Annotated in this window: 13 protein-coding genes; 7 read left to right on the top strand and 6 right to left on the bottom strand. The window is 69.2% G+C overall.

Annotated features, from left to right (window positions below; genetic code table 11):
* From OG876_RS03505 to OG876_RS03495, 3 genes are all read left to right on the top strand, one after another.
* Window positions 1–1,017, top strand: coding sequence for a zinc-dependent alcohol dehydrogenase family protein (locus OG876_RS03505; RefSeq protein ID WP_328523281.1), 1,017 nt, complete (start codon window positions 1–3; stop codon window positions 1,015–1,017).
* A gap of 194 nt (window positions 1,018–1,211) precedes the next feature.
* A complete protein-coding gene (locus OG876_RS03500) occupies window positions 1,212–1,475 on the top strand; it encodes a hypothetical protein (protein ID WP_328523280.1) in 264 nt (87 codons plus the stop codon).
* A gap of 56 nt (window positions 1,476–1,531) precedes the next feature.
* On the top strand, window positions 1,532–2,350 hold the full coding sequence (locus tag OG876_RS03495; RefSeq protein WP_328523279.1) for a MerR family transcriptional regulator: 819 nt from the start codon (window positions 1,532–1,534) through the stop codon (window positions 2,348–2,350).
* On the opposite strand, the gene OG876_RS03490 is transcribed toward OG876_RS03495, so the two are convergent.
* Window positions 2,334–3,857: an alpha-N-arabinofuranosidase gene (locus tag OG876_RS03490; protein WP_328523278.1), complete on the bottom strand. Its 1,524-nt coding sequence runs from the start codon at window positions 3,855–3,857 to the stop codon at window positions 2,334–2,336. The two genes, OG876_RS03495 and OG876_RS03490, sit on opposite strands and share 17 nt — an antisense overlap.
* Window positions 3,858–3,890: 33 nt before the next feature.
* On the opposite strand from OG876_RS03490, the gene OG876_RS03485 reads away from it, so the two are divergent.
* On the top strand, window positions 3,891–4,940 hold the full coding sequence (locus OG876_RS03485) for a LacI family DNA-binding transcriptional regulator (protein WP_328523277.1): 1,050 nt from the start codon (window positions 3,891–3,893) through the stop codon (window positions 4,938–4,940).
* Window positions 4,941–5,050: 110 nt separating this feature from the next.
* Here the strand turns inward: OG876_RS03485 and OG876_RS03480 are convergent, their stop codons facing one another.
* The 3 genes from OG876_RS03480 to OG876_RS03470 form a co-directional block, all read right to left on the bottom strand.
* Window positions 5,051–6,028, bottom strand: coding sequence for an aldo/keto reductase (locus OG876_RS03480; RefSeq protein WP_328523276.1), 978 nt, complete (start codon window positions 6,026–6,028; stop codon window positions 5,051–5,053).
* A 78-nt stretch (window positions 6,029–6,106) separates the two neighbouring features.
* Window positions 6,107–6,625: an SRPBCC domain-containing protein gene (locus tag OG876_RS03475; RefSeq protein WP_328523275.1), complete on the bottom strand. Its 519-nt coding sequence runs from the start codon at window positions 6,623–6,625 to the stop codon at window positions 6,107–6,109.
* Window positions 6,622–7,194: a TetR/AcrR family transcriptional regulator gene (locus OG876_RS03470; RefSeq protein ID WP_442914096.1), complete on the bottom strand. Its 573-nt coding sequence runs from the start codon at window positions 7,192–7,194 to the stop codon at window positions 6,622–6,624. Before OG876_RS03470 ends, OG876_RS03475 begins: the two co-directional genes overlap by 4 nt.
* Window positions 7,195–7,322: 128 nt before the next feature.
* Here OG876_RS03470 and OG876_RS03465 point away from each other — a divergent pair, with 128 nt between their 5' ends.
* The 3 genes from OG876_RS03465 to OG876_RS03455 are packed head-to-tail and all read left to right on the top strand — an operon-like array spanning window position 7,323 to window position 10,236.
* On the top strand, window positions 7,323–8,627 hold the full coding sequence (locus OG876_RS03465; RefSeq protein ID WP_328523273.1) for an MFS transporter: 1,305 nt from the start codon (window positions 7,323–7,325) through the stop codon (window positions 8,625–8,627).
* Complete coding sequence (locus OG876_RS03460) at window positions 8,576–9,004, top strand: MarR family winged helix-turn-helix transcriptional regulator (protein ID WP_328523272.1); 429 nt, start codon at window positions 8,576–8,578, stop codon at window positions 9,002–9,004. Before OG876_RS03465 ends, OG876_RS03460 begins: the two co-directional genes overlap by 52 nt.
* Window positions 9,001–10,236 carry an MFS transporter gene (locus OG876_RS03455; protein WP_328523271.1) on the top strand — a complete coding sequence of 412 codons (1,236 nt, stop codon included), beginning with the start codon at window positions 9,001–9,003 and terminating at the stop codon, window positions 10,234–10,236. Before OG876_RS03460 ends, OG876_RS03455 begins: the two co-directional genes overlap by 4 nt.
* Window positions 10,237–10,285: 49 nt before the next feature.
* Here the strand turns inward: OG876_RS03455 and OG876_RS03450 are convergent, their stop codons facing one another.
* Window positions 10,286–11,254: a formylglycine-generating enzyme family protein gene (locus OG876_RS03450; RefSeq protein ID WP_442914095.1), complete on the bottom strand. Its 969-nt coding sequence runs from the start codon at window positions 11,252–11,254 to the stop codon at window positions 10,286–10,288.
* A gap of 87 nt (window positions 11,255–11,341) precedes the next feature.
* Complete coding sequence (locus tag OG876_RS03445) at window positions 11,342–12,229, bottom strand: LLM class flavin-dependent oxidoreductase (RefSeq protein ID WP_442914094.1); 888 nt, start codon at window positions 12,227–12,229, stop codon at window positions 11,342–11,344.
* Window positions 12,230–12,234 lie beyond the last annotated feature (5 nt).

The raw sequence follows: 12,234 nt of genomic DNA, 5'->3' as shown, positions 1-12,234 counted from the left end.
ATGGGCGAGCTGATGGATGCATGGGCAGTGGAGCGGCCCGGCCCGATCGATGACGGGCCGTTGCAGAAGGTACGTCGTACGGTCCCGGAAGCCGGGCCCGGTGAAGTGCTGGTGAAGGTGGAGGTCTGCGGGGTCTGCCGCACCGATCTGCACCTGTGCGAAGGCGACCTCGAGCCGCGGCGGCCCGGCGTCGTACCAGGGCATCAGGTCGTGGGTGCCGTGGTGGATCGCGGACCGCAGGCCGACCGGTTCGAGATCGGAGATCGGGTCGGGATCGCGTGGCTCCGGCACACGTGTGGGGTCTGCGAGTTCTGCCGCGCCGGAGCCGAGAACCTCTGCCCGCTGTCGTCGTACACGGGCTGGGACGCGGACGGCGGATTCGCCGAGTACGCCGTCGTGCCGCAGGACTACGCGTACGCGCTGCCGGCCGACCGTTCCGCGGAGGAGCTCGCGCCGTTCTTGTGCGCCGGGATCATCGGCTACCGGTCACTCCTGCGGGCGAACCTCCCGCCGGGCGGCCGCCTCGGGATCTACGGCTTCGGCTCCAGCGCCCACCTCACCGCCCAGATCGCAACCGCCCAGGGCGCCGAGCTGTTCGTCATGACCCGCGGCGAACAGAACCGGGAGCTGGCCCGCTCGCTGGGTGCCGCGTACGTCGGGGAGACCGCCGACCGACCGCCCGTGCCACTGGACTCGGCGATCGTGTTCGCTCCGGCCGGCGACGTGGTCCCGTACGCCCTCGAAGCGCTCAAGCCCGGTGGAACTGTGGCGGTCGCCGGGATCTACCTGAGCGACGTACCGGTGCTGAACTACGAGCGCTATCTCTTCCACGAGCGCGACCTGCGCAGCGTCACCTCCAACACCCGCCGCGACGGCGAGGAACTCTTCCGCCTCGTCGCCCGGCTGCCCGTCAGGGCCCACACCACCGCGGTCCCGTTCGCAGCGGTCGATCGGGCCCTGGCAGACGTCGCCCACGGAGGGGCCAGTGGTTCGCTGGTGGCCGTGCTCCCCGGGTGAACGGTTCCGGCCCGGAGATCGTTAGAACTGGGTGAAGATTCGATCGAGGGCCGGTTCCAGGCTTCAGCGGTAGCTGCTAGCTGCGTTAGATTTGATCAAATCCGAGCTACCGGGGAGCGTGAGCGCCATATGCGGGATCTGACCAGGCAGGTGTGGTCGGTCCTTGCGGCTGGCGTCGCGCTGCGAGACGGGCAGTGCTGAGCAAAGTTCTCGGCGCGGTAGGTGTGGTCCTGCTGATCGCCGGGGCGGTGTTCGCCGTACGGCCGATCCATGTCAACGGCGAGGCCTGCGGTTCGGTCTTCCAGCCCGAGAAGGGCATCACGCCGATGCAGTGCGACGCCCGGCTGGGCAGCCGCAGCGACCTCGTCACCGGCCTCGGCGCCGGCGGCATTGCGGTCCTGCTCACCGGTTTCGCCGTCGCCGCCGTCCGCGACCGCCGGGCCGGCGTCACCTCCTGACCGTTCACGGCAGGCAGGCTTGACCTTCACACAGTGTCAAGCCGGAAGGTGGGGGCATGTTCACCATCGGAGACTTCGCGGCGTTCGGGCAGGTATCGGCCCGGATGTTGCGGCACTACGACGCGATCGGACTGCTCCGGCCGGCGGTGGTCGACCCGGAGAGCGGGTACCGCTTCTACTCGGCCGACCAGCTGCGCAGGCTGAACCGGATCATCGCCCTGAAGGATCTGGGCTTCAGCCTGCAGCAGGTCGCGGAGATCGTCGACGCCAAGCTGTCCGCCGAGGAGCTGCGCGGCATGCTGCGGTTGCGGCAGGCCCAGCTCGAGGCGGAGCTGGCGCGGAACACGTCGCGGTTGGTCAGTGTCGAGGCGAGGCTCCGGCTGATCGAGAAGGAAGGCCACATGCCCACTGACGACGTCGTTCTGAAACGCATCGCCCCGACCCGGGTCGCGGAGCTGTCCGCGATCTCACCCAGCTACGACGGCGAGGACATCGGACCGGTGCTGCAGCCGTTGTTCGGCCAGCTGTTCGAGCGCCTCGGCGAGGCCGGCGTGAACCCGTGCGGTTCGCCGGTCGCGTACTACGAGGACGCCGACGGTGACACGGTCCGTGTCCACGCCGCCGTACCCGTCGACACCGGCACAGCCGCCGGCGTCGACCTCGTCGATCTCCCCGAACTCACGCAGGCAGCGACCATCGTGCACAAGGGCGACATGATGGAAGCCGACCGCAGCATGCAGACGCTGGCCCGCTGGATCGAGGACAACGGCTACCGCAGTCAGGGGTATGCCCGTGAGGTCACGCTCCAGTTCGACATGGACAACCCGGCCAACTGGGTGCACGAGTTCCAGATCCCGGTCACAAAGCCGAGCTGACCGTCGCGAAAGAGTGCGGCGGCAGCGTGACCCGTAGGCCGCGGGGCTCCGGTTCCACTCCGAGCCGGACCGGAGCCACCGCGCCGGGTTCGCCGACCGTGTTGTACGCCTGCGGCTTCGATGCCGTCAGCAACCGTCCGGACGGCTCCCGGATCTCGGCACCACGCAGATCCAGTACGACGTCCAGCGACGCAACGGGATCCAGATTGCTGACGGAGATCAGCGCCCGCCCGTCCTTCACCGAAGCCGAGGCCGAAACCAGTTCCATCGTCTCGCCATCCAGTTCGTACGGCGCCGGCTGCTCGACGACGTGCACCGGCACTGACACCGCGTCGTGGTGCCCCTTGTTCATCTCGAAGACGTGGTACGTCGGGGTCCGCACCAGACCGCCGTCGTCGTCGGTGAGCAGCATCGCCTGCAGCACGTTGACCGTCTGCGCGATGTTCGCCATCATCAGCCGCTCCGCGTGCCGGTGGAACACGTCGAAGTGCAGGCTCGCCACCAGCGCGTCGCGCATCGCGTTCTGCTGGAACAGGAACCCGGGGTTGGTGCCCGGCTCGACATCCCACCAGGTGCCCCACTCGTCCAGCACCAGGCCGACCTTGCGCTCGGGGTCGTACGCGTCCATCACCGCGGAGTGGCCGCGGATCACCCGCTCGATGTCCTGCGCCTTGATGATGGTCCGGTAGTAGTCGGCGAGGTCGAAGTCGGTGGCGCTGCCCTTGTTCTCCCACGTCCCGGCCACGGTGTAGTAGTGGAACGAGACCGCCTGGAAGATGTTCTTCGGGTCGCGGCCGCAGCCCAGGCAGCTGATCGCCTTCATCAGTGCCTCGGTCCAGGCCAGGTCGTCATCGGCGGCACCGGCCGCGATCCGGTAGAGCTTGTTGTCGCCGTGGTCCCGGCAGAACGTCGCGTACCTCCGGGCGAGATCGGCGTACGCCTCGGCACGCATGTTCCCGCCGCAGCCCCAGGCCTCGTTGCCGATACCCCAGAACGGGACCTTCCACGGCTCGTCGCGACCGTTGGCCTTGCGCCGGCGGACCATCGGGCTGTCGCCGTCGCGGGTCAGGTACTCGACCCACTCGCTCATCTCCTGCACGGTCCCGCTGCCGACGTTCCCGTTCACGTACGGATCCGCGCCGAGCAACTCGCACAGAGCCATGAACTCATGGGTGCCGAAGTGGTTGTTCTCCTCGACGTTGCCCCAGTGGGTGTTGATCATCGACGGCCGGTCCGCCTTCGGCCCGATCCCGTCCTGCCAGTGGTACTCATCGGCGAAGCAGCCGCCCGGCCAGCGCAGGTTCGGGATCTGCAACGCCCGCAGCGCCTCGACCACGTCGAGCCGGATGCCGCTCTCCTGAGGCAGGTCCGAGTCCTCGCCGACGTAGAAGCCGCCGTAGATGCACCGCCCGAGGTGCTCGGCGAAGTGCCCGTACAGATGCCGGCTGATGGTCGGACCTGGTACGTCGAGGTCGATCACGACGCGCGTCGACGATGTTGTGGACAAGGCTCAGCTCCTCGGTCTGTTTACAGTGTCGGCATGAAGCGAGCTTCCGCCGTGGTGACGATGGCCGATGTGGCGCGGTCCGCGGGGGTGTCCACGATGACCGTGTCGAACGTGATCAACGGGCGGCCGCGGGTCGGTGCGGCGACCCGGGAGCGGGTGCTGGCCACCATCAGCGACCTCGGATACCAGGTCAACCTGGCCGCCCGGCACCTGCGCGCGGGACGCACCGGTGTGGTCGGCCTCGCCGTCCCCGAGCTCGAGCGCCCGTACTTCGCCCAGTTGGCCGCGCGGCTCGCAGACCGGTTCGAGGGGCACGGGCTGCGGATCGTGATGGAGCGCACCGGCGCCAGCCGCGAGGGCGAGCTGGACGCGGTCGCCTTCTCCCGGCTGCGGATGTACGACGGCCTCATCCTCAGCGTGGTCGACATCGACCCGGCCGAGCTGGCCCAGATCCGCACCGACGCACCGGTGGTGATGATCGGGGAGCGGGCGCTGCCGTCGCGCTTCGACCACGTGATGATGGACAACGTCGACGGCGCGCGGCAGGCGACCGCGCACCTGCTCGCCACCGGCGCCCGGCGCGTCGCGATGCTCGGCGGCAACCCCGACTCGACCGCGAACATGCCGGCCCTGCGGGCCGAGGGCTACGCGCTCGCGCACACCGAGGCCGGCGTACCGATGGATCCGGAGCTGACCGTCCGGTGCCAGTTCACGCTCGAGGCTGGGTACGGCGCGATCCGGTCGTTGCTCGATCGCGGCATCGCCTTCGATGCCGTCTTCGCGCTGACCGACGTGACCGCGATGGGTGCGCTCCGGGCGCTGGCCGATGCCGGGCTGCGGGTGCCGGACGACGTCCAGGTGGTGGGGTTCGACGACATCGACGAAGCGCCGTACCTGGTCCCGGCGCTGTCCAGCGTCAATCCCGGCCACGAGGAGATGGCCGACGCGATCGTCGCGCTGCTGATCGCTCAGCTCGGCGGCGACCCGACCGGCGACCCGACCGGCGGCGTGACCGGCGACCCGACCGAGCTGATCGTGCCGGCCCGTCTGGTCGCGCGCGGCACGACCAAACCCGCCGGCTGACACCATCCGCTCGCCGCGCATGCGGGTAGGTATATCGATAAACTCCGTCGACGACAAGACCTCGGCGCGACACCGTTCCCTGGACGGTGTCGCGCCGAGGAGGTTCGGACCTAGGCCGGCAGCAGCTTGGCGATGTCGGTCATCTTGTCATCGCTGAGCGGGCCGAGCTCCATCGCACCGGCGTTCTCCTCCGCCTGCGCGACTGTGCGGAAGCCCGGGATCGGGACCGTCCGCGGGCTCCGCGCCCACAGCCAGGCCAGCGCGCCCTGCGCCAGCGTCCGCCCGTCGCTCTCGAGTACGTCGCGGATGGCCGCCACCTTGTCCCACCACTCCGGCGCCGGTACGCCGCCCTCGTCGAAGAACCGGAGCCACGACGGCGGCAGCGTGCGGATGTCCGCACCGGTCGCCGGCCGGTCCGCGGTCCGCCGGCCGAGGATCCCCATCCCCAACGGCGTCCGGTTGACGCTCGCCAGGTCGGCCCGCTCGCACAGCGCGAAGAAGTCCGAAGCGTCATGCAGGACGCTGGCCTCGTGCTGGACCGCCGAGCAGTGCTCGCCTGCGGCGAAGAGCTCCGCGCTGTGCAGCGTGTCGGTGCTCCAGGCGTAGCTGCGGATCAGCCCTTCACGGACGAGGTCTTCACAGACGTCGCGCAACGGCAGCGCGATCTCGTCGGTGGTGTCGAAGTGCAACTGGTAGAGGTCGAGATAGTCGGTGCCGAGCCGGTCCAGGGAGGCCTGGACGGCCTTGCGGGCGTACTCGACCGAGCCGTCCTGGTGGTGCATGACCCGGGTCGACTCGTCGAACGTGTTGCCCCACTTGGTCGCGATGACCACCTGGTCACGGATCCCGGCCAGTGCCTTGCCGAGCACGCGTTCACTGTGGCCGGCGCCGTACACATCAGCGGTGTCGAAGAACGTCACCCCGAGCTCGACGGCCCGCCGGATCGCCCGCACCGACTCGTCGTCGTCGACCTCGCCCCATCCCAAGGGTTCTCCGGCCGGATTGCTGAACGGACCGCCGATCGCCCAGCACCCGAACCCGACCGGGCTGACCTCGATCCCTACTCGTCCCAACGTGCGCATCTCCATGCCCTCAACCCAACCAGTGGCTCGCTCATCCGTCCAATGCATCTTTTACCGGCATTCGATGCGTACGGCGTATGAACTTCAGTAGCCGGTGGCACGGGCGGCCAGGGCGTGGTTCATCGCGACGAACTGCGGCTCGATGGTCTTGGTGAGCCACGACCGCGTGAACGGGATCGCCACGCCGCGGAACTTCTCCTCCTGGATCAGGCGGGTGCGGCCGTCCGGGAGCGCCTCGAGGCGGAAGGAGTGCTCACCGTCGAAGATCCCGCCGGGCGGGACCTTGCCGATCCAGCGGAGCTCCTTGTTCGGCTCGACCGCGAGCAACTTGGGGGTGAACGTGGTCTCCGAGCCTTTCGTGTCGCGGAGCACGTTGGTGATCGTGCCGCCCTTGGTCAGGTCACCGGTCGAGGAGACGATGAACGGATTCCATTCCGGGTAGGCCTGCCGGTCGGCGAGCACCGTCCAGACCTGCTCGGGGGTCGCGTCGACGACGAGCTCGGTGTGCAGGACGAGCGGCCGGACGATCGTGACGACCGTGTAGCCGGCGAGCAGCACCACAAAGGTGCCGAGGGCAATGAAAAGCTTCTTTCTCTTCTTCATGACTGCTCCAGATCGGGGCCGAGGACGCTGTCGACCAGCTCCCTCGCGTAGACGGACGTGATCGGCTCGCCGGTGACGAGGAGCCGGTAGTACAGCGGCCCGATGAGCTGGTCGACCAGCACAGCGGGCGACGCATGGCTGCGGACGCGGCCGTCCGCCTGGGCCTGCGCAAGGACCGCGGTGACGGCGCGATGCCGCTCGGTCCAGAGGGCCCGGACACTCTCTCCGACTCGCGGCTCCCGGGCCGCGGCGACGGCGAGGTCGGCGATGAGCGTGACCGGCAGCGTGGTGAGGGTCGCGACGATCGCGGTCACCAGGTCCGTCAGGTCGCGCCGCGTGTCCGCGGTCGGCTCGAACGGCACGGTGTCGCGCAGCCCGGCGATCATCGCGATCACCAACTCGGCCTTGGTCGGCCAGCGCCGGTAGATCGTGGTCTTCGCGACCCCGGCCCGCTCCGCGACCCGGTCGACCGACATCCCGTCGTACCCGCGGGCCCGCATCTCGGCCATGGCGGCCTGCAGCACTCGTCCCTCCACCCCGGCATCGCGCGGCCGCCCTCGTCCTACCATCGCCGTCCTCTTTTCGCTACTGCGGTTTCGGAAAGAAACAGTAGCGCGGTCGGCCCAATTTACGCAACTGCGGTAGCGGAAGGGAATCGCTGACACGAACTGTCAGTGTTCGATGCGACCGTGGTGGCATGCGCAGACACAAGCTGCTGTTGCCGGCAGCCTTCATCACGTCCCTCGGAAACAACATCCAGCTGATCGGCGCCGCGCTGCTGCTCGTCCGCGCGCGGGGATCGATGCTGGACGTCGGCTGGCTGTTCATCGCGGTCGCGGTGCCGCAGGCGGTGCTCTCGCCGTACTTCGGCCGGCTCGCGGACCGGTTCGATCGGCGCCGGCTGTGGATCGGGTGTGATGTGGTGAGTGCCGTCGCGGCGCTGTGTCTGCCGGTCGGGCTGGCGGTCGGTGGGCCACAGCAGGTGCTCGTGTACGGGAGCAACTTCGCGCTCGCGGTCGTTGCCGCGCTGTTCGTGCCGGCGAGTGCGGCGCTGGTGCGGGAGCGCGTGCCGGTGGCGGACCTGCGGCGGTTCAACGGGAACTACGAGATCGCGCTGCAGAGCGGGATGTTGCTGTCGGCATCGGTTGGCGGATTCGCCTTGCAGTACTTCGGTTCTACGCCGCTGTTCGTGTTCAACGGGATCACGTTCGTTGCCTCCGCGCTGTTTGTCGCCGCTGTCGGCGCGCGCCGCCGGCCCGTGGCGGATGCCGGCGGTGATCCTGTGCCGACGGTGCGGTCCGTCCGGGGAGCGGCTCTGCCGCTCGGCCCGCTGGCCCTGCTCTTCGGGCAAGGGCTTGTGGTGGTCACGGTGTTCAACGCCTTGCTGCCGGTGCTCGTCGTCGGTGAGTGGCATCGTGGTCCGGCCGTCCTTGGTGTCGTGGACGCGCTCGGGGGTGCCGGGTTCCTGCTCGCGGCGGTCGCCTATCGGCGGTCCGCCGTACGGTTCGGTGATCTTCGGGTTGCCGTGGTGGGTTTCCTGGCCTGTAACGCGTTGCTCGTCCTGCAGCCGCTGTTCGGGGTCGGTGCGCTGATGGGGTTGGTGCTGGTCGGCGCGTTCGTGTTCGGGCAGGCGCGGATCGCGGCCCGGTCCTTGCTGATGACATCGGTCGACGAGTCGCGGGTCGGGCACGCGTTCGGGGTCGCCAACGGCTACGGTCTCGCCGCCACCGTCGTCGTCATGCTGGTGACCTCGGTCGTCACCGGACGCACCGACACCCGGTACGGCTTCGCGACCCTCGTTACGATCGGCGTGCTGGCCGCCGCACTGGCTCTCGTCTGGATCCGCCGATCCCAGCCCGACAGGACTTATATAAGTGCTGTTATGATTTTGCCATGGATGATCCGACGGAGCAGAGTCAGTGGCGAGGCCTGCACCAGTTGCAGACCCGGATGGACGCCGACATCGGGCGTATCTACACCGACCGGCAGATCAAGGGGCTGAAGCCGAGCTTCGTGATGGAGCTGCTGCGGCTGCACGCCAAGGGCCCGATGACGATCACCGAGCTGGCCGAGTCGGTCGGGCGGACGCATTCCGCGCTCAGTCAGAAGGTGTCGGCGATGCGGACCGCGGGCCTGGTGCGGACCGTGCCGGGCACCGATGCCCGGAGCAAGAAGGTCGCGCTGACCGCGAAGGCGAAGAAGATCGTCGAGCTGCTGGCGGCCGAGTGGCGGGCGACCGAGGCCGCGATCACCGAGCTGGAGGCGGAGCTTCCGTATCCGATGACGCAGGTGGTCCGGGATGTCGAGGAAGCCCTGGCCCGCAAGAGCTTCCACGACCGGATCGCGGAGAAGCTCGGCCGCGTCGCGCCGGAGCAGTGAGCGTCAAGCGTGCGCTGATCGACCTGGAGCCGTTGCGGGCCGCTCCGGTCTTCCGGCGGTTGTGGGTCGGGCAGTTGTTGTCGACGTTCGGCGGCCAGTTGGCCTTCGTCGCGGTGATGTTCCAGGTGTGGGACCAGACGCAGAGTACGGCGTGGACCGGGGCGGTCGGGTTGTCGCAGGCGTTGCCGTTGATCGTGCTCGGGCTGTTCGCGGGTGTGCTCGTCGATCGGGTCGAGCGACGGCGGTTCTATCTGATCACCACGTGCGGGCAGTTGATCACCTCGGCCGTGATGGCGAGCCAGCTGGTGATCGGTGCGGTGCCGGTCGGCGTACTGCTCGGGCTCGTCGCGGCGCAGGCGTCGTTCGCGGCCGCGGCCGGCCCGGTGGCGCGGACCGTCCTGCCGCAGTTGCTGCCCAGGGAGCTGCTCGCCGCCGGGATCGCCCTCAACCGGATCGCCTTCCAGGCGGCGATGCTGCTCGGTCCCGCCATCGGCGGTGTGGTGGTGAGTGCCTGGGGCACGGGCGCCTGCTACCTGATCGACTGTCTCAGTTTCCTCGCCGCGCTGTACGGCGTACTCGGTCTTCCGCGTCTGCGGGTCGAAGCGGTCGCCAAGCCGGGTCTGCGGGGGGTGCGGGACGGGCTGGCGTTCATCGTGGCGACGCCGGTGATCCGTGGTGCGTTGATCACCGATCTCGCGGCGACCGTGCTGTCGATGCCGATCAGCCTGTTCCCGGTGATCACCGCGGAGCGGTTCGGCAACGATCCGCGGACGCTCGGTCTGTTCCTGACCGCGATCGCGGTGGGCGGCGTCACCGCGTCCGTGCTGTCGGGTGCGTTCACCCGGCTGCCGCGACACGGCGTGGTGATGCTCGTCGGCTCGGCGGGGTGGGGGATCGCCCTTGTTTTGTTCACGTTCTCGCCGGTGCCGTGGCTGGCGTTGGTGTTCCTCGCGGCGGCCGGCGCCGCGGACACGGTGGCGGTCGTCTCCCGGAGTACGATCGTCCAGCTTCATACGCCGAGCGAACTCCTCGGCCGGGTCAGCGCCGCCGAGCAGATCGTCGGTCAGGCCGGGCCCGATCTGGGGAACCTCCGCGGTGGTCTGGTCGCCCAGCTCACCTCGCCGGTCACCGCTCTCGCCTCAGGTGCCTTGCTCTGCGTCGCCGCCGTCGCCGCCGTTGCAGCCACCACCCCTGGCCTCAGGTCTGCCGAGGTGTCTAGCGACAGGAGGTAGTCCGACCTTCACCCGTTGTTCCCGCGTCAACAGCCGGCTACCTCTGTCCTTAGGTACCGATCGAGGTGACGGTGCGAAAGCCGGTGTTGCCCATCGACGACTCGGGGGTGTTGGAGGAGCGGGCGGAATTGCGGTAGCGGTTGCAGTACGAGTCGTGGCACAGGTACGAGCCGCCGCGCATCACCCGTGCCGCGCCTAGCGACGGTCCCTGCGGGTCCGCATCGGGGGAGAACTTGTAGTACCGCGGGCCGAACCAGTCGGCGCACCACTCCCAGACGTTGCCGACCGTCTGCCACAGGCCGAATCCGTTCGGCTCGAAGCTGCGGACCGGGGCAGTGGTGAGGTAGCCGTCGTCTTCGGTGTTCACGCCCGGGAACTGGCCCTGCCAGATGTTGCAGCGCCAGACCCCGTCGTCGCGAAGGTCGTCGCCCCACGGATACCGCGCGCCCTCGAGCCCGCCCCGGGACGCGAACTCCCACTCGGCCTCTGTCGGCAGGCGGCGTCCGGCCCACCGGCAGTACGCGACGGCGTCGTTCCAGCTCACATGTACGACGGGATGGTCATCGAGTCCGTCGAGGTCGGACCGGGACCCACCCGGGTGACGCCAGTCCGCGCCCCGCACGCCGGCCCACCACGGCGTACCCGCAGCCGGCCCCATCACCTCGTCCGGCTCGGCCGCCAACGCGAGGTGGAAGACAGCGGAGAAGCCGAAGATCTCCGCCTCCGTCCGATACCCGGTCGCCTCGACGAAGCGGTCGAAGTCAGCATTCGTCACGCTCGACGCATCGATGCTGTACGGCGCCAGCCGGACCCGATGAACCGGTGTCTCGCCATCTCCGGCGTTCCCGTCCCCGGTCCCGTCGCCCATGGCGAACTCGCCACCGTCGAGTACAACCTGTTCCACCCCGTGCTGCCCGGTCTCCGAAGACACGGGCGGCGGACTCGAGCCCTCGGTCACCGGGCGCGGTGGCGCACAACAGGACGGATGCTCGTCGCTCATACCTCCAGGATCTCTCACGTCACCCCGACGCGAGTGACCGCTGCGCTTTCCGCCGTCGTGAAGGCCCTCGAGTCGATGAAATTGCCTTGGAGACCTAGAGCGCGGTCAGCCGAGGCTGGGCGGGCCCTGCTCGATGCGGCGGAGGACCGGCTCCAGGCGGTAGAAGTCGGTCCCGGTGATCAGTTGGCGTTCGTCCCACCAGGTCGCGCCGGCTTCCGCGAGCGGCTCGATCAGCGCCCGGGACTTCGCGGGGTCGCCCGGACTGATGCCGCCGACGATCACGTCGTACGGCGTACTCCGGTCGCCACCCTGGTCACGGAGGAAGCCGACGAGGTCACGCAGCTCGTCGACCGGCGGGGCCTCGCCGTGGTTGGCGTTCTGGAACAGCGGTACGGCGCCGTCCCACCGCGCGGCCCGGCGCATCGGTGCCTTCCGCGGCCAGTAGCCCGCGATCCACACCGGCGGCCGCGGCCGCCGAACCGTTGCCGGCAGCAACGTCACGTCGTCGACCCGGTAGTGCTTGCCGGCGTGGTTCACGGTCTCACCGGACCAGTACGCCGCCAGCAGGTCGAGCCCCTCGTCGAGCTTCTCGGCCAGCACCTTCGGATCCGTCACGTCCCCGAAGCTGCCGAACTCGTCCGCGATCGGCCCGCCGAGCCCCGCGCTGAAGATCACCCGTCCACCGCTGAGCGCATCCAGCGTCGCCACCTGCCGCGCCAGTTGCTCCGGCCGCCGCCGCGCCACCGGCGTCACCAACGGCCCCACTGTGATCCGCGACGTCGCCAGCGCGGCCGCGGTCAGCAACATCCACGGATCTCCGAACGCCTGCCCCCGCCGCTGCTCCTTGCTGTGCACCACGTGATCCCACACGAACAGCCCGTCCCACCCCGCCTCCTCAGCCGCGTCAGCCACCCGCGCGACCGTACGAGCGTCAGCGAAGTCCCCGAAGTTCGGCACATTGATCGAAAAGCGCACCCCAGCATCCTCACCCATCACCC

It is taken from the genome of Kribbella sp. NBC_00359 (assembly GCF_036097425.1).
Classification (GTDB): domain Bacteria; phylum Actinomycetota; class Actinomycetes; order Propionibacteriales; family Kribbellaceae; genus Kribbella.
Note: the sequence above shows the minus strand (reverse complement) of the source record. Positions and strands in the feature narration are given on the sequence as shown.